The following is a 16,900-nucleotide window of genomic DNA, read 5'->3' on the forward strand; positions in this document are numbered from 1 at the left end:
GGAGCGGACTCAGGGCCACAGCAGCTCGCGCACCCAACCGGCGTCCGTGACGCGATAGTTGAGCCGGGTGTGGTTGCGCTGTCCGTCGCCCTGCCAGAACTCCACGGTCTGCGGCCGCACCGAGTACAGGGTCCATCCCGGCGCCACGAGATCCGGCTCCCGCTCCACCCGGGCGAGCGACTGACGTACCGCCGCGTCACGTACCGCGAGATCCGTCAGCGGGCTGCTCTGCCGTCCGAGCAGCGCCTCCGCCCTGGCCCCCGGTCCACGGGCCAGGAAGTCCGCGGCGCTCCGCTCGGCGCCGTCGGCGACGACGGGGCCGCGCACCCGGACCTGGCGGGCCGACTGCGGCCAGTAGAAGGTGAGCGCGGCGAACGGGCGGTCCGCGAGATCGCGCCCTTTGACACTGCCCGCGTCCGAAGCGAACTGCCAGCCCTGCACGGATACGTCCTTGAGGATCAGCGTGCGGGCGGTGGGATTCCCGTCGGTACCCGCCGTCGACAGAGTCATCGCGTGCGGCTCGCGGACCCCGGAGTCCAGCGCGTGCAGCAGCCACTCGGTGAACAGTTCCACGGGCGTGTCAGGGGCGGTCCGCGGATCGAATGCGGGCAACTCGCCCTGGAACACCTCGATGTCACGCAGCAACTGACGCAGCTCGGTCATGCCGGTTCCTCCCCCGTACCTAATGGTTATGGTCGACGCTACCATTAGCCTCATGTCCGACACCCGACTCGCCCTCGACCTGGCCCTCACCGTCCGCCACGACGGACGGGGCGGTGTCGCCGACGACCTCGGCACCCCGGAGGGGCTGACCGCCTGGGTGCGCGAACGGCCCGGCCTGTTCGGGCCCGTCCCGGGGGCCGGCGGCCGGGCGGCCGACTCCGCGCCGGCCGATGTCCCGGCGGTCGATGCCTGGGAGGCCGACGACGAGAGCCTCGCTGCCGTACGGTCCCTGCGTGCCGCCGTCCGGGCGCTCTTCGCGCACGCCGTACGTCCCGACGAACCGAGTCCCGCCGACGCCCGGCACCTGATGCCCGTACCCGAGGCACTCGACCGGCTCAATGCCGCGGCCGCAGCTGTCCCGACCGTCCCGCGTCTGGACTGGCCGGACGCGGGCGACCCCCTCGCCTCCCACCACCCGGCCGGCGCAGCGCGGCTCAAGGACGCCCTGCCCGCCGCTCTGGCCCGCGCCCTGATCGGCTTCCTCGCCGGACCGGACCGCGCCGCACTGCGTGCCTGTCACGCCCCACGGTGCGTGCGCTACTTCATCAAGGAGCATCCCCGCCAGGAGTGGTGCAAGCCCTCCTGCGGCAACCGCGCCCGGGTGGCCCGCCACCATGAGCGGCACCGCTCGTCGCACCCGTAGCCGGGTGAACCCCCGTAGCGTGGTGATCATGACTGGTGAGCGCGACCTGCGAACCCTGCTGAGCGGTATGAGGCCGGAGCTGAACGCCGGCCGGTACGTCTTCACCACGGTGCCCGACGGTGCTGCGCCCACCGGTGTCGCTCCCGTGGTGACGGTCACCGAGTGCGAAGGGCTGACCCTGGTGCTCCCGGAGGAGGAAGCCGTCGCCGCAGGGCTGACGTACGACTATGTCGCGGCCTGGATCACCCTGCGCGTCCACTCCGCGCTGGACGCCGTGGGGCTCACCGCCGCCGTGGCGCTCGCTCTCACCGACGCAGGGGTGAGCTGCAATGTGGTGGCCGGCTACCACCACGACCACCTGTTCGTCCCACACGGACGCGGTACCGAGGCGGTGGGTGTCCTGGAGGCGCTGGCCGCGGAGTCCGGCCAGGATGCGCCGGACATGCCCTGACCCGCCGGTCGGCGGTCCGACGTGCGCGGGCCCGGCTCCGCAACGTGAGCCGGGACACGTAACATGGCTGCATGTCCTTCCTCCGCCGCCGTAGCGCCGCCACACCCGCGGGCCCGGATTTCGACGTCCTGGCCATGGACCCGGGGGACTGGCCCGGAAACCTCGGCGCCGGTCTGCTGCCCGCACCCGACGGGAGCTGTCAGGGTGTCTTCCTGCGGTACGACCTGTTCGGCGGCCGCGGCCCCGCGATGATCATCGGTAATCTCCCGGAGGGTTCGCCCGCCCGCGAGACCGAGGAGGGCCAGGTCCCGTTCGAGGTCGCCCAGCTGCTGCTCGCGCTGGAGAACGACGAGCCGGTCGAGGTGACCGGCACCGACGACATGCCGGTGATGCAGGGCGACAACCTGCTGATCGTCCGCCGGGTGAAGCTCTCCGAGACCCGGATCTCCTGCGTCCAGTTCGACCGCAGCGACGGGGTGCTCGTCACCATCGCCAGCTGGGACCGGCCCATCACCGATGATCTGTACACCCTGCTGAAGCCACTGCCCGCCGAGCTGTTCCAGCAAGGCTGAAACGTCCCTGCCACGGCCGTCCGCACCGATCCGGACGGCCGCGGGGCACTTTTGTCCAACCCTGCGCAGCCTCTGTCCAAGAGGCTGCTTTGTCATGCACCTTGTCCGAGCAGTCGTCGGACCTTTAGCGTCGTGCGTCATGACACCCGGGATGACGCGACGCACCACAGTGAAGACAGCCATCGGCGCAACAGGTGCCCTGGCGCTGGGAGTTCCCGCACTCGCCGGAACGGCGGCTGCCGCCATTACCTCCGATGAATCGCCCGGATCGCAGGGGCCGGAGGGGGCCAGGACACTGGTGGACCCGGTGCTCTGGTATCGGGCCCCCGCCGCCGACTGGGAACGCGAGTCACTGCCCATCGGCGGTGGCGCCCTGGGCGCGAGCGTCCACGGAACGCTCGCTTCGGAACGGCTCACCTTCAACGAGAAGACGCTGTGGACCGGCGGCCCCGGCTCCGCCCAGGGCTACGACTTCGGGAACTGGACCGCCCCCAGACCGGGCGCCCTCACCGCAGTGCAGCAACGCCTCGACAGCGAGGGTGCGATCGATCCGGACTCGGTCGCCGCGGAGCTCGGCCAGGCACGCCGCGGCTACGGCGCCTACCAGGTCTTCGGCGACCTGCTGCTCGATCTGCCGAATGCCCCGGCCGCCCCCGACGCCTCCTACCGACGCGCCCTCGACCTGCGGACGGCGCTCGCCACCGTCACCTACACCCACCAGGACGTCCACCACACCCGGGAGTTCTTCGTCTCCCACCCCGGCAGCGTCATCGCCGGGCGGCTCGGAGCGGACCGCCCGGGACGGGTCTCCTTCACCCTGCGCTACACCTCGCCGCGCAGCGACTTCACCGCGACCGCAGCTGGAGACCGGCTGACCGTACGGGGCGCGCTGAAGGACAACGGGCTGCGCTTCGAAGCCCAGATCCGGGTCCGCACGAGTGGCGGCCGCGTCACCGCCGGGCCCGACGGCACGCTGACCGTCACCGATGCCGACAGCGCCTGGTTCGTCCTCGCCGCTGCCACCGACTACGCCGACCACTATCCGGCCTACCGGGGCGACGACCCGCACCACACGGTCACCCGCACGGTGGACGAAGCGGCCGGAACGTCGTACGAGAAGATCCGGGCCGCCCATGTACGTGACCACGGGACGCTCTTCGACCGGGTCGCCCTCGACATCGGCCAGCAGCTGCCCGACCTGCCGACCGATCAGCTGCTGGCCCGGTACACGGGCGGAACGAGCCCCGCCGACCGGGCGCTCGAAGCGCTCTTCTTCCAGTACGGCCGCTACCTGCTGATCGCTTCCTCGCGGGCCGGTTCGCTGCCCGCCAACCTCCAGGGCGTCTGGAACAACTCCACCACCCCGCCGTGGTCCGCCGACTACCACAGCAACATCAACCTCCAGATGAACTACTGGCTCGCCGAGGTCACCAACCTGGCCGAGACCACCGCACCGTACGACCGCTACATCGAGGCGATGCGCGCGCCGGGGCGCCGGACAGCGAAGGAGATGTTCGGGACGGCCGGCTGGGTGGTGCACAACGAGACCAATCCGTACGGCTTCACCGGGGTCCACGACTGGTCGACCGCCTTCTGGTTCCCCGAGGCCGCCGCCTGGCTCACCCAGCAGATGTACGAGCACTACCGGTTCAGCGGCTCCACCGGCTATCTGCGCTCCACCGCCTATCCCGCGATGAAGGAAGCCGCCGAGTTCTGGCTGGCCAATCTGCGCACCGACCCGCGCGACGGGCTGCTCGTCGTCACCCCCAGCTACTCTCCCGAGCACGGCGACTTCACCGCGGGCGCCGCGATGTCCCAGCAGATCGTCCATGATCTGCTCACCAACACCCTGGAGGCCGCCCGCACGCTCGGCGACGCCCCCGCCTTCCGCAGCCGCCTGCGGACGACCCTCGACCGGCTCGACCCCGGGCTGCGGATCGGCTCCTGGGGACAGCTCCAGGAGTGGAAGACCGACCGGGACGACCCTGCCGACGACCACCGTCATGTGTCGCACCTCTTCGCCCTCCATCCCGGGCGGCAGATCGAACCCGGCAGCAACTGGGCCGAGGCGGCCAAGGTCTCTCTCGGAGCGCGTGGCGACGGCGGCACCGGCTGGTCCAAGGCATGGAAGATCAACTTCTGGGCGCGGCTGCGCGACGGCGACCACTCCCACAAGATGCTCGCGGAACAACTGAAGAGCTCCACCCTCCCCAACCTCTGGGACACTCACCCGCCGTTCCAGATCGACGGCAACTTCGGTGCCACGTCGGGCATCGCCGAAATGCTGCTGCAGAGCCAGTACGACGTGATCGAGATCCTCCCCGCCCTCCCGGCCGGCTGGCCTGAGGGATCGGTCCGCGGGCTGCGCGCCCGCGGAGGATTCACCGTCGACATCGAATGGTCCGACGGGCAGGCCCGCCGTGTGGTGATCACGGCGGGCCGAAGCCGCGAAGTGACCGTCCGCAGCTCCCTGTGGCCGAGCGGCGAAAGAACCTTCAAGGCCCGCGCGGGCGGCCGCTACACGCTGGTGGCGGAGGGCTGAGCGAACAGCGCGGTGACCCGCGCCGCCGAGACACCGAGCCCCGTGGGACCGCTGAGGTGCCACGGGGTGCCGGAGCCCCGCCGCAGGTCCCCCTCGCGGTAGCGGCGGCAGTCCCGGTGCCAGATCAGGATGCCGGCGATCCAGTGCTCGAGCTCCTCCACGTAACCCGCCAGGATCTCCCTGGCCTCGGAGTCCAGCCCGAAGTCGTCGTACAGGACCGGGAGTTCCTGCTCAGCGACGTGGAGGAACTGGCGCAGCCGCGAGTTCATCAGGTCGTGCACGATCGCCACCGCGGTCGGATAGTCGACCCCGAAGAAGTTCTGCACGACCAGGACGCCGTTGTGCACCTCACCCTCGTACTCGATCTCCTTCTGGTACGAGAACAGGTCGTTGAGCAGCGCGGCATAGTCCGACGCCGCGTTCTCCAGGGAGCGCAGCGGGCCGCTGCGGTAGATCTCCTCCGGCACCTTCTTGCCGTGACCGAGCCGGCACAGACTCATCGTGAGGTCCGAACCGAACGTCAGCCGCCGCATCTCGATGTAGTCCACCGGGTCCGGGATGCGGTTCTGTGCCTGGTTGGCCAGCTCCCAGAGCCAGCTCGCCGTCATCGACTCGATGGCCGTGCGCAACGCGCGCCGCGCGCGGTCGTCCGTCGGGGCCGCCGTCCGCTGCCAGAGATCGGCGAGACCGCGCTCCAGCGCATTGACCGGCTCCGGCGTCGCGGAGCCGTCCAGCGGCATGAACAGCGAGAGACGCTCATTGGCCAGCCGCGCCCCGGCCAGGTCCCGGGCCCGCCCGTGCACCACCGGGAACCAGTCGTCGCCGTATGTACCCCAGGCCAACCATCCCGAGGAGAGATCCAGCTCGTCCGCCGTCGCGTCCGGGTGCAGACCCGCCGCGCACAACGGCAGATCGATTGCGACGAGCCGCTCCTCGTCCCAGATGTGCGAGCCCGGCACCCCCGGCTGCGCCTCCAGGATCCCCATCCGGCGCGCCCAGTCGACGAGCCGGACCCGCGCCCCGTCCAGATGCGGACTGAGCGTCGTACCGAACGGCAGGTCGAATTCGGGCAGCAGTGACGGGCCGACGTGCCGGTAGGGCACATGGGTGTGGCTGCGCAGCCGGGCCGGCTCCGAGCGCGGTGTGAAGCGGATCGACGCGGCGGACATACCGAAGCCGACGGCGGCCTCGCCCGCCCCGCCGTCGTTCATGTAGCGGCTGGAGCGCATGTGCCACTCATGGCCGCCGGACTGCCAGTCCTGCAACCCCTTGACGTACGCGAGCACCGCCGCGGTCTCCGTCGGATCGAGCCCCTTCGCCGCGCACAGCGGCCCGAGTTCGGTGAGCGCGGTGTTCTCGAACTGCTGGAGCCGTGAGGTCAGCAGATCGTTCACCGCCTCGGCGGCCTCCTGGGTGGAGCAGTTCAGAAACGTCTCCAGCACCAGCACACCGTTGCTGTTCTCGCCCTCGTCCTCGACCTCCCGCTGGTACGAGAAAAGGTCGTTGCGCAGATGCACACCGTCGGAGAAGGCGTCCCGCAGCACCCGCAGCGCCCGCTCGTCGGCCACCGAATCGGGGACCTCGGCGCCCGCCGCGTACTCCACGAGCCCCGCCGACCATGGCGCGCCACCCACCTTGCGGCGCATCTCGATGTACTCCACGGGGTTCGCGATGCGGCCCTCGTTGATATTGGCGAGTTCCCACAGCGACTCGTTGAGCAGGTTCTCGGTCGCCTCCGCGAACCGGGCCCGCCAGGCGTCGGACATGCTCGGCACCGTCCGCTCCCACAGATCGGCCAGCCCCGCCTCGACCGGGTTCGTCGGCTCGGGTGTCCGCGCCCCTCGTTCCATCGGCATGAACGCCGGCAGCCGGTCCAGATACTGCTTGCCGCCCTCCCGGTCGGGGGTGCGCTTGAACAGCTCCAGGAAGTGGTCGTCGAAGAAGAACACCCACACATACCAGTCGGTGACCAGTGACAGGGCCTCCGCCGAGCAGTCGGGGTGGGTGTACGCGCACAGCAGCGCGTAGTCATGGGAGTCGAGATCCTTCTCCTCCCAGATGCCGGACCCTTCCACCATCCCTATGCTGCGCGCCCAGGACTTGGTGTGCTGTCGCGCCTCCTCGACATGGGGGTTGAGCCGCGCCGGATACGCAACATAGAAGTCCGGCAGGGTGAAGGGCTGAGCCATGTGCGTCCGGCCTTTCCGAGGAATTCCGCGCGGGGCTCGCGCGGACCTTTCGTGTCCGCGCGAGCACTACCCTTCGGCCGTCCGGGGCACGCACACCAGGAATTAGTCACACAAAAGGTACGCGTGTATGCGGGGTGCCGACGGACCGCGGCGCAGGCCCGTCCGCTCCGTAAAACTCAGGTAACGCCCCACCGCCACACAGTCGTTGCTTCCTGACCTTCGCAGGTCAGAGCCCCTGCCAGTGGTCTGGTCCAGTGGCTCGTCCGACAACCCTCCTTGTGCTCTTGACGCGCTATCACCTCAGGTCACAGAGTGTGCGCCCATAGCCGAAAAGTGACATCGGATCACGTACGACTTTCGAAGCGCGCAGTTCCAAGAAGGGTTGTCATGACGTCCAAGCAGAGGACCAGACTCACGCTCGCCCTGACCACCGTCGGCGCCCTGAGTCTCGCGCTGCTCTCTCCCGCGGCGCAGGCCGGAGCGGACGGGGTGCGGCCCGAGTGTCCCCGCGGCCTCGACTGCGACTGGGTCCCGGCGGCCTATCAGCAGACCGGCGATCCGGCCGACAAGGAGACGTACGGCAACTACGACACCGCGGACCGCCCACACAGTAACAAGATCAAATTCATCGTTCTGCATGACACCGAAGAAGACTTCGACACCACCCTGAAGATCTTCCAGAACCCGCTGAAGCAGACCTCGGCCCACTACGTGGTGCGCTCGGGCGACGGCCATGTCACCCAGATGGTCAAGGACAAGGACGTCGCCTGGCAGGCGGGCAACTGGTACGTCAACACCCACTCCATCGGCATCGAGCAGGAGGGTGTCGCCGTCGAGGGCGCCAAGTGGTACACCCCGGAGATGTACAACTCGACGGCGAAGCTGGTGCGTTATCTCGCCGCCAAGTACGACATCCCGCTCGACCGGCAGCACATCATCGGCCACGACGGCGTTCCGCCCACCAGCGCGGCCGGTACCAAGAACATGCACTGGGACCCGGGAACGTACTGGGACTGGAACCGCTTCATGGCACTGCTCGGCAAGCCGACGACCGTGCCGAGCGCACCGAAGAGCAGCCCGCTCGTCACCGTCAGCCCCCGCTTCAAGGACAACAAGCAGGCGTTCCGGGACTGTGAGAAGAACGTCGACCTGCCGGTTCAGGGCAGCAGCGCCGTCCCGCTCCACACAGAACCGTCCGCCGACGCACCGCTCTTCTCCGACCCGGGCCTGCACACCGACGGCTCGCCCGGCACGAACTGCGCGGCCGACTGGGGCAGCAAGATCAGCGCGACTCAGCAGGCGGTGGTCGCAGACCACGCGCCCGGTTGGACGGCGATCTGGTGGTACGGCCAGAAGGCCTGGTTCGAGACTCCCGCGAAAGCCCGGACCACCGTGCCGACCGCCGGCTACGTCGTCCGGCCGAAGGCCGGCCGTACCGATGTGCCGGTGTACGGGGTGGCCTACCCGGAGAAGTCGGAGTACCCGGCGGACTTCGCGGACCAGCGGGTGGGAACACCACTGCCCTACACCATCAAGGCCGGACAGTCGTACCCCGGCGGGGGCGAGGCGCCGACCGGGTTCTTCTACGCGCCGACGATCGATGCGTCGTATCCGCTGGACCACATGTACTTCAAGGGCGGGGAGAAGTACGTGACGGTGCAGATCGGGCACCGGATCGCGTTCGTTAAGGCGTCGGAGGTGGATGTGGTGCGGGTGCGTTGACGGCTCGGGGCGAGCGGGCGGGGCCCTGCAGGGGCTCTGCCCCCCGAACCCGCCCCCGCTCCGCATTTATCGGAGGGGCTGCACGCAACAGCGCGCTGCGGGCCCGGTGTGTCGGCACCGGACCCGCAGCGCGCATCCCTTGTGGAGCCGCGTCAGCGAGTGCCGACCGCAGCACGCACAGCCCGCCGGGCCATCGCGCAGTCGTCGTGCAACCGGCGCAGCAGCAGCCGCTGCTCCTCGCCCGACGACAGCACCCCCGGACGCTCCTGACCGCCGCCCGCGGGCGTGGTCTCCCGCATCGCCCGCTGCACAGCCGTCTCGTACGTGCGGATCTCCCGCGTCAGTACGAGCATCAGGTTCACCAGGAACGCGTCCCGCGCCGCCGGACCCGTGGCCTGTGCCAGCTGGCTGATCTGCCGCCGCGCGACCGGCGCGTCACCCAGCACCGCCCACAACGTCGCCAGGTCGTACCCCGGCAGATACCAGCCCGCGTGCTCCCAGTCCACCAGCACCGGACCCGTCGGCGACAGCAGGATGTTGGAGAGCAGGGCGTCACCGTGGCAGAACTGCCCCATGCCCTGACGGCCGCCCGCATGCGCCAGGCCGTGCAGCAGCTTCTGCAGGTCACCCAGATCACGGTCGGTGAAGAGACCCAGCTCGTGATAGCGGGCGATGCGTGAGGCGTAGTCCAGCTGGGCGTCGAACAACCCGGCGGCCGGTCGCCAGGCGTTGACCCGGCTGATCGCGCCGAGCGCGGCCCGTACATCGGCCCTGGGCGGAGCCTCCGACGGGTGCCTCGTCAGCGCCGCCACACGTCCTGGCATCCGCTCGATGACCAGCGTGCAGTTCTCCGGGTCCGCTGCGATGAGCCGCGGCACCCGGACCGGCGGACGGTGCCGGACGAAAGCCCGGTATGCCGCTATCTCGTGGCGGAACCGCTCCGACCAGACGGGGGAGTGGTCGAGTAAACACTTCGCCACCACCGTCGTGCGTCCGGTGGTGCCGACGAGCAGTACCGAACGCCCGCTGCGGCGCAGCACCTGGACCGGGTTGAACTCCGGGCAGATCCGGTGCACCGAGGCGATCGCCATCCTCAGCTGCGCGCCTTGCGGACCGGACAGATCCAGGCGCCCGCTGAGCAGTGGGGCGCCCGGCCCCGCCGGCCGCCGGGGCCGGACGGTGCCGGGCGCCGACGGACCGGCATGCGGGGCGAGGTACGGTCCGGCGCCCGCCCCCATGGGACGCAGGGGCCGGGGCGGGGCGGACACGGAGGACGATGCTGTGTACATGGGCGAGACAGATCCCTTCGTGCGCCGACAAGTTGCGTGCGCCGCCCCGGCCGGCGGCCGTTCGGCACCCTGGGGAGTGCCTAGGGCTGCCGGGCGGGGTGGCGCTTTCCTACCTGACACCGGTGCGCGGGTGGCAGACCATCTGGCGGACCCTGGCGAACCCTGGCGAATAGTCGCAAGGCATCTGACAGAGGGTTACTGTCAACTCAGCCGAGAACCTGGGGGCTTGACGTGACCGGAGAACCCAACACCCGTCTGTCGGATCTGTTCGGCCTTGCCGGCTGGTCCAAGGGCGAACTCGCGAGAATGGTGAACCGGCAGGCGGCGGCCATGGGCCACCCGCAGCTGGCCACCGACACCTCGCGCGTGAGGCGCTGGATCGACATGGGGGAGTCCCCCCGCGATCCCGTGCCCGAAGTGCTGGCAGCCCTGTTCACCGAGCGACTCGGTCGTGTCGTGACCATCGAGGACCTCGGGTTCGGCCGGCGCGGGCGTGTGGGGAAGCGGCAAGAGGTCGGGACGGAACACAATCCCGACGGTCTGCCGTGGGCGCCCGAACGGACGGCAGCGGTCCTCACCGAATTCACGGGAATGGACCTCATGCTCAACCGACGCGGCTTGGTGAGCGCGGGCGCCGCGCTCGCCGCAGGATCGACCATCACCGGCCCCATGCACGACTGGCTGCACACCGACCCCGTGTTGGCGGCCGACGCTCCACGGATCGACGACCCCCTCCATGCGGACCCGGCCGGCTTCGACCGGTACGAGGCCGCACCCATCGGATCGGAGGAGATCGAAGCGCTCGAACGGTCCGTCGAGGTGTTCCGCGCCTGGGACGCCTCCCGGGGCGGCGGACTCCAGCGCAAGGCGGTCGTGGGCCAGCTCAACGAGGTGGGCGGCATGCTCGCCTACCGCCACCCCGACCATCTGCAGCGCCGCCTCTGGGGCGTTGCCGCCAACCTCGCCGTGCTCGCCGGATGGATGTCCCACGACATCGGCCTCGAACCCACCGCCCAGAAGTACTTCGTCATCGCCGCCCATGCGGCACGCGAGGGCGGCGACCGCCCGCGCGCGGGCGAGGCGCTCTCCCGGGCGGCCCGTCAGATGGTGCACCTGGGCCGTCCCGACGACGCGCTGGACCTGATGAAGCTCGCCAAGTCCGGTTCCGGGGACATGGTGCTGCCACGCACCCAGGCGATGCTGCACACCATCGAGGCCTGGGCGCAGGCGTCCATGGGCCGGGGACAGGCCATGCGGCGTACGCTCGGCAAGGCCGAGGAGCTCTTCGTATCGGACAAGGGCGATGTGCCGCCGCCCAGTTGGATGCAGCTGTTCGACGAGGCGGACCTGCACGGCATGCAGGCCCTGGCGTTCCGCACGCTCGCCGAGCACGAGCCGTCGGTGGCCGTCATCGCCCAGCGCCACGCCAAGCAGGCCCTGGAACTGCGCGCCAACGGGCGCCAGCGCTCCAAGATCTTCGACTACATTTCGCTCGCCTCGGCGTGCTTCATCGCCGACGACCCGGAGCAGGCCGACCGATATGCGCGGCTCGCCCTGGTGACGATGGGGGAGACCTCCTCGCACCGAACCTGGGACCGGCTGCGCGAAATGTACCGGCTCACAGGTCAGTTCGCCGGGTACGCGAAGATCGAGGACCTGCGTGAGGAGATCAATCTCGCGATGCCGCAGAGCTCCGTGATCAAGCGGCCGAGAAGCTCGGAGATCTGATCCAGGGGCGCTGCGACGACTGAGCGCCGGTCACCCACCGTCCGGGCACCGCACGACACGAGCAGGCGGCTTCCACCTGCGTCCCTGTGCTGTGTCGCACCGGCTGTGCACTCGTGCCCTTCGATCCGACCCGGTCTCACACCTCGACCCGGGCCCACATCCCGACCCGGGCTCTTACACCCCGATGCGGGCGATCAGCACGCATGCGTCGTCCAGGCGCTCGGTGCCACCGAACTCCTCGACGACCGTCCGTACGCACTCCTGTGCCGTGCGCGCCTCGGCGAAGCGCGGTGCGAGCGCGAGCAGTGCCTCCGGGCCCGCACCCCGGTCGCTGCGGCGGGTCAGTCCGTCGGTGTGCAGAACCAGCACATCGCCGGGCAGCAGGGTCACTTCGTCCTGCTCGTACGCCACCGAGGAGGCCGCGCCGAGCAGGACCCCGTCCGGTGACGGCAGAGGTCGTCCCGCTCCGTTGCGGAACAGCAGCGGTGCGGGGTGGCCGGCCTGTGCCCAGGCGAGCGTGCCGGTCACGGGGTCGAAACGGCAGCACATCGCACTGCCGAGCGCGGGCTGCACCGAAGCTTCGAGTAATTGGTTGAGGTGGCCCATCAGGGCGCCCGGCTCGATGCCCGCCACCGCCATCCCGCGCAGCGCACCCAGCAGCATCGCCATGGCCGAGGTGGCCGGGATGCCGTGACCGGTCAGATCGCCGACCGTGAGCAGTGTCCTGCCGTCCGGCAGTTCCAGCGCGTCGTACCAGTCGCCGCCGATCAGATCACTGGCATGCGAAGGCAGGTAGCGGGCCGCGACATCCAGTGCGCCGGGTCCCTGCTGCGGGAGCAGCAGCGAGCCGCGCCATGCGGGGAGTACGGCCTCCTGGAGCTCTACCGCCATCCGGCGTTCGGTCTGGGCCATGTGCTGCTGGCGCCGGAGCGTGTCACCGGTCTGGCGCGCCACGCGCTGACTGCGCCGCAGCTCGCTGACATCCCGCAGGACGGCCCACATGGAGGCGGTGCAGCCGTCTGCGTCGAGAACGGGCTCGCCCATCATGTGCAGGGTGCGCATCCGGCCGTCGGCCCGCAGGATGCGGAACTCGCCGTCTATCGGCTTTCCGTCGACCAGACAGTCCGTCACCAGCGTGGTGAGCAGCGGCTGGTCCTCGAGGAGCAGCACGGACGGAAGCTCGTCGAGCGACAGCGGTCCCGCATCCGGGAGGCGGCCGAAGATCTCGAACAGCTCCTCCGACCAGCTGACCTCGTCGGTCAGCAGATTCCACTCGGCGCTGCCCACCCGGCTCAGCAGCGACCCGGCCTGCGGATCGGTGGCGGGCTCCTGCTCCGCCCGCTCCGCGTCCTGTGCCGGCTGCTCCGCGGTCCCGGGCGGCGGTCCTTCCTTGAGCTGACCCAGATGCGTGCCGAGATCGTCGAGATGATGGACCGCCAGCTCACAGAGCGCGCGCTGCCAGCGCAGCTGCGGATCGTCCTCGTCGACCAGCGCCGCGTCCCGCCGCACGGCATCCACATCTCCGCGCAGCCGACGAGTCCGGTTGATCAACACGTCGACGGCATCGCGCTCGGGAGGCTGTGGGGCGGGGCGGTCCGCGGACAGATGGGACGGCATCTCGTACTCCGATACAGGCGCGGCACAACCAGGTCTGAAAGGGTGGACCGAAGACGACTGTGGCACAGGCGGCGGGAGCCCGTAAGTAGTTTGGCAACACTCGATGCGGTGTTGCTTCTGGCATATGCCACAGGCTGCGCAGAGCGTCGGTTCTTCGAACAGCCTTGCTTCCCACGGCCGTTGATGCAAGTCATCCGGCGCGTGCGGCCCGCCGCACGCCTGCGCGCGCCCGTTCCTGCGCGGGTCACCGCACCTGATAGGGGCATATGCGCCGGAGGAGCCTCCGTTGCCGGGGTGACGCCCCGTCGGACCGTGGCCCGGGTTCGCCGGGCTGCGGGCCCGTCCGTCACGTGTTCACGGCGGCGCTCGCGACGGTGGTCACGGTCTCGGGGCCGGTGCAGGGCCCGACGGTGGGGAGGTCGATGCCCGGATGGAGCGCGCACGGTGGATCTTCTCGGTCCGTCTTGGGGCCGGGCCTCGATGCCGGGCATTCAAGGCTGGATCACCGCTCGATCCCGGTCCCTCCGGGCGAGTGTCCGGGACGGGAATGCGGCCCGTCCCCCTCGCGTTACAGCACCAGAACGAAAACGACACCCATTCCCACAAGGAGGGGATGAGGGTCGGTGACAGCGTCCGGAGGTGCCCATGGCACGCAGTGAAGCCCGCCCCGTCGTCACTCTGAGGTCGACCGCCGGCACGGGACAGACCTATGTGACACGCAAGAGCCGTCGCAACAACCCCGACCGGCTGGTCCTGCGCAAGTTCGACCCGGCCGCCGGGCAGCATGTCCTCTTCCGCGAGGAACGCTGACCTGTCGGACACGGCCGGCAACGGCAGTCCGCCCCACTCGTGATGCCAAGGAAGGAACGCATATGAAGCCCCGCATCCACCCCGTCTCCCGCCCGGTCGTCTTCCGCGACCGCGCCGCGGGGGTCGCCTTCCTGACCCGGTCGACCGCTGACGCCGATCAGCGCGTGGAGTGGGAGGACGGCAAGAGCTACCCGGTCATCGATGTGGAGACCTCGTCGGCGAGCCACCCGTTCTACACCGGGACCAACCGGGTGGTGGACACCGCGGGCCGGATCGAGCAGTTCCGGCGCCGCTACGGAACGACGGTGCCCTCCGGGCAGTGAAGCCCCGTGCGACGCGTCACAGTGGGCGGTGTCGATTCCGGGGAACAGGGCGCGATGGTTTATCGTTCACCTATATGTGGATGACGCGCTGAGCGCCCACACCCAAGCTGCCCCGGCTGGATTCCCCCGATCCGGCCGGGGCTTCTCGCTGTCCGGCCGTTCCTCACCTCCGGGACGGTCGCCCCGGCACCGCCTCGACGAGCAGGGCACCCGCCGCCAGCGCCGCGGCGACCCAGGCAGCGGCGCCCGGCCAGAGCCGGACCGTCAACGCGGTCGCCGTCGCACCCGCCACGACAGCGATCAGCCGGCCCATCACCCAGCCGTCCTCGCCACGCAGGGACCGCAGCGCCACCCGCCCGACAAGTGACGTCAGCGTGCCGGTGAAGTAGTTGGTCGGCGTTGCACGGATCCGGCCCTGAATCCCCATCGCCAGGGAGATCACCGCCAACAGTCCGAGCCGGTCCCCGTCGGACGTTATCAGCTCCAGCCCCCACAGCACGGCGCCCGCCGTGAGCAGCACCACCTCGACCAGCAGCATCATCGGCAGCCGCCACCGCAGCTCCTCACCCATCCACGCGCCGCACGCGACCCCGCATCCGTACGCAACGAGCGCGGTGACGACGCGCAGTGCGACCCCGTGCTCCCCGACACCGGCGGCGGAGCCGCCCAGCAGCACGAGATTGCCGGTCATCACCCCGGCGAAGACCTGGCCGACACAGAGGAAGACGAACGCATCCGCCGCCCCGGACGCGGCGGACAGAAGTATCAGCGCCCACTCGCCCCACGGATCGCGCGCGGCATCCGCGCTGAACCGGCCGGTGGGCACCATGGGAGTGGACACGCAGCCACCCTAGGGTTCCACTCGGTCAACAGGCACATACGCTTCGCGCGGCTCCACAACTTCCGCAGCGCCGGTGGGTACACCCGCCGCCGAAGGGTGCACCGTCCGACGGGGGCGGCAGTACCGCTCCACCTCGCTCGGCAACGTCCGGGGCGAGGACGGGTGGACGAGGACGACATCGTCGCCGGCCCCGCCGGCCTCCGTCAGCCCGCCGCGCGTGGCGCGACCGTCGAAAGCACCTGAGTCAGCGCATGCCAGTCGGCGGTGATGATGCTTGCGTGCCGTCCCGCCAACAGGGCGAGCCGGTCGAGGGCCTGTGCCTGTGTCGGGCTGGTGCCGTCGATGGCGGGCGCCACATTGTGGGCGTCCGTCATCACGACGAGATACCGGTTCAGGGCGTACCACCCCGTGTCGATGGACCCACCGGCATACGTGGAGGCGTCCCCGTCGAAGACCACGAACCAGGGCCGGATGCCCGCGTCCGTGTACCGCCCTCTCGGGTCACCGGCCTCGGCCCGGTGCACGGCGGGGAAGGCGGCCGCGTTCCCCAGCCGCCCGGCCGCCGCGAGGTCGCGGAGGTGGGTGGCGTATTCCCGGTCGGTCCACAGCGTGTCGGCGGGGTTGCCCTCTTCGACGGTCCCGGGGATCAGCTCCACGACGAAGCGCCCGGCGAGCGCGGACCGGGCGGGCCAGCCGCCGGCCCGTACCGCCTCGTCGAGCGTGGCATGGCCACCGGCCAGATCGGCGGGCCGGAACAGCGCGCTGCCGAGCTTGTCGGACAGCAGCGTGTCCAGCTGGGCGGGGCCCCGGCCGTTCTTGGCCTGGAAACCGTCCTTGAGTTCGAGCTTCAGCACCACCGGCCGGTGCCCGGGGTGCGCGTCGTGCCAGGCCCTGATGTCCGCGAGACAACCTGCCAGGTTCTGATTGCGCGCCTTGGTGCGCAGCTGGCTCGCATTCGCGGCATTCTCGCAGTTGTTGTCGTTGCCGATCGGATTGCTGTGCGAGACCCGCCAGGAACTGCCGAAGACATTGGTCCACACATCGAGCTCGAGAAGCGCCGCACCGGAGTCGAGTGCGTCGGCGAAGTAGGGATAGGTGTCCTTCTCGTACGCGTTGTGCACACCGACACCGGTGGTCGCCGAGTAGGCGGACTCACCCGTGTCGGCCGAACGCGCAGATCCGGCGGTCAGTCCGACAGCGAGCAGGCCGGCCGCCGCGGTCGTCAGCCCTCGACGCCATCCGTGTCCCATGTGCCGTCCGTCTCCCATGGCCCTCACCCTCATCGTTGATGCGAACGCGTCAAACGACAGGCACGATAGGAGAGTTGGGTGACGGGCAGGGGTACGGAATCCGGCCGTTCGGGTCCGACAGCGACGACGGGTCGTCATGCCCGGCCGAACGGCCCGGGTGCTGGGCGTGGTGGACCACGACGGGACCTGCACCGCCCCTC

At 70.0% G+C, this 16,900-nt stretch carries 14 protein-coding genes; 8 read left to right on the plus strand and 6 right to left on the minus strand.

Annotated elements, in window-relative coordinates:
- Window positions 1–9: 9 nt before the first annotated feature.
- Window positions 10–663, minus strand: a complete 654-nt coding sequence (locus OHA88_RS40330; RefSeq protein ID WP_328629193.1) for a pyridoxine/pyridoxamine 5'-phosphate oxidase — start codon at window positions 661–663, stop codon at window positions 10–12.
- A gap of 52 nt (window positions 664–715) precedes the next feature.
- Here OHA88_RS40330 and OHA88_RS40335 point away from each other — a divergent pair, with 52 nt between their 5' ends.
- The 4 genes from OHA88_RS40335 (at window position 716) to OHA88_RS40350 (ending at window position 4,931) form a co-directional block, all read left to right on the plus strand.
- Window positions 716–1,366 (plus strand): CGNR zinc finger domain-containing protein, encoded by a 651-nt coding sequence (locus OHA88_RS40335; protein ID WP_328629194.1) that lies wholly within the window; start codon window positions 716–718, stop codon window positions 1,364–1,366.
- A gap of 28 nt (window positions 1,367–1,394) precedes the next feature.
- Window positions 1,395–1,817, plus strand: a complete 423-nt coding sequence (locus OHA88_RS40340) for an ACT domain-containing protein (RefSeq protein WP_328629195.1) — start codon at window positions 1,395–1,397, stop codon at window positions 1,815–1,817.
- Window positions 1,818–1,888: 71 nt separating this feature from the next.
- A complete protein-coding gene (locus OHA88_RS40345; protein WP_030928952.1) occupies window positions 1,889–2,389 on the plus strand; it encodes a hypothetical protein in 501 nt (166 codons plus the stop codon).
- Between the two features lie 307 nt (window positions 2,390–2,696).
- A complete protein-coding gene (locus OHA88_RS40350) occupies window positions 2,697–4,931 on the plus strand; it encodes a glycoside hydrolase family 95 protein (protein WP_328629919.1) in 2,235 nt (744 codons plus the stop codon).
- On the opposite strand, the gene OHA88_RS40355 is transcribed toward OHA88_RS40350, so the two are convergent.
- Window positions 4,907–7,120: a terpene synthase family protein gene (locus tag OHA88_RS40355; RefSeq protein ID WP_328629196.1), complete on the minus strand. Its 2,214-nt coding sequence runs from the start codon at window positions 7,118–7,120 to the stop codon at window positions 4,907–4,909. The two genes, OHA88_RS40350 and OHA88_RS40355, sit on opposite strands and share 25 nt — an antisense overlap.
- Window positions 7,121–7,507: 387 nt before the next feature.
- Here OHA88_RS40355 and OHA88_RS40360 point away from each other — a divergent pair, with 387 nt between their 5' ends.
- Window positions 7,508–8,842 (plus strand): N-acetylmuramoyl-L-alanine amidase, encoded by a 1,335-nt coding sequence (locus OHA88_RS40360; protein ID WP_328629197.1) that lies wholly within the window; start codon window positions 7,508–7,510, stop codon window positions 8,840–8,842.
- 152 nt (window positions 8,843–8,994) lie between these two features.
- Here OHA88_RS40360 and OHA88_RS40365 read toward each other — a convergent pair whose 3' ends face one another.
- Window positions 8,995–10,131 (minus strand): aminoglycoside phosphotransferase family protein, encoded by a 1,137-nt coding sequence (locus tag OHA88_RS40365; RefSeq protein ID WP_328629198.1) that lies wholly within the window; start codon window positions 10,129–10,131, stop codon window positions 8,995–8,997.
- A 231-nt stretch (window positions 10,132–10,362) separates the two neighbouring features.
- On the opposite strand from OHA88_RS40365, the gene OHA88_RS40370 reads away from it, so the two are divergent.
- Complete coding sequence (locus OHA88_RS40370; protein WP_328629199.1) at window positions 10,363–11,859, plus strand: DNA-binding protein NsdB; 1,497 nt, start codon at window positions 10,363–10,365, stop codon at window positions 11,857–11,859.
- Window positions 11,860–12,033: 174 nt separating this feature from the next.
- Here OHA88_RS40370 and OHA88_RS40375 read toward each other — a convergent pair whose 3' ends face one another.
- Window positions 12,034–13,476 (minus strand): PP2C family protein-serine/threonine phosphatase, encoded by a 1,443-nt coding sequence (locus OHA88_RS40375; RefSeq protein WP_328629200.1) that lies wholly within the window; start codon window positions 13,474–13,476, stop codon window positions 12,034–12,036.
- 645 nt (window positions 13,477–14,121) lie between these two features.
- Here OHA88_RS40375 and rpmG point away from each other — a divergent pair.
- Window positions 14,122–14,286 (plus strand): 50S ribosomal protein L33, encoded by a 165-nt coding sequence (gene rpmG, locus OHA88_RS40380; protein WP_267007047.1) that lies wholly within the window; start codon window positions 14,122–14,124, stop codon window positions 14,284–14,286.
- A 62-nt stretch (window positions 14,287–14,348) separates the two neighbouring features.
- Complete coding sequence (locus OHA88_RS40385; RefSeq protein WP_328629201.1) at window positions 14,349–14,609, plus strand: type B 50S ribosomal protein L31; 261 nt, start codon at window positions 14,349–14,351, stop codon at window positions 14,607–14,609.
- Between the two features lie 163 nt (window positions 14,610–14,772).
- Here the strand turns inward: OHA88_RS40385 and OHA88_RS40390 are convergent, their stop codons facing one another.
- Together OHA88_RS40390 and OHA88_RS40395 are read right to left on the minus strand one after the other, a co-directional pair.
- A complete protein-coding gene (locus OHA88_RS40390) occupies window positions 14,773–15,450 on the minus strand; it encodes a YoaK family protein (protein ID WP_328629202.1) in 678 nt (225 codons plus the stop codon).
- 203 nt (window positions 15,451–15,653) lie between these two features.
- Window positions 15,654–16,700 (minus strand): phosphatidylinositol-specific phospholipase C domain-containing protein, encoded by a 1,047-nt coding sequence (locus OHA88_RS40395; protein WP_328629203.1) that lies wholly within the window; start codon window positions 16,698–16,700, stop codon window positions 15,654–15,656.
- Window positions 16,701–16,900 lie beyond the last annotated feature (200 nt).

The sequence above is a fragment of the Streptomyces sp. NBC_00353 genome (assembly GCF_036108815.1).
Taxonomy (GTDB): domain Bacteria; phylum Actinomycetota; class Actinomycetes; order Streptomycetales; family Streptomycetaceae; genus Streptomyces.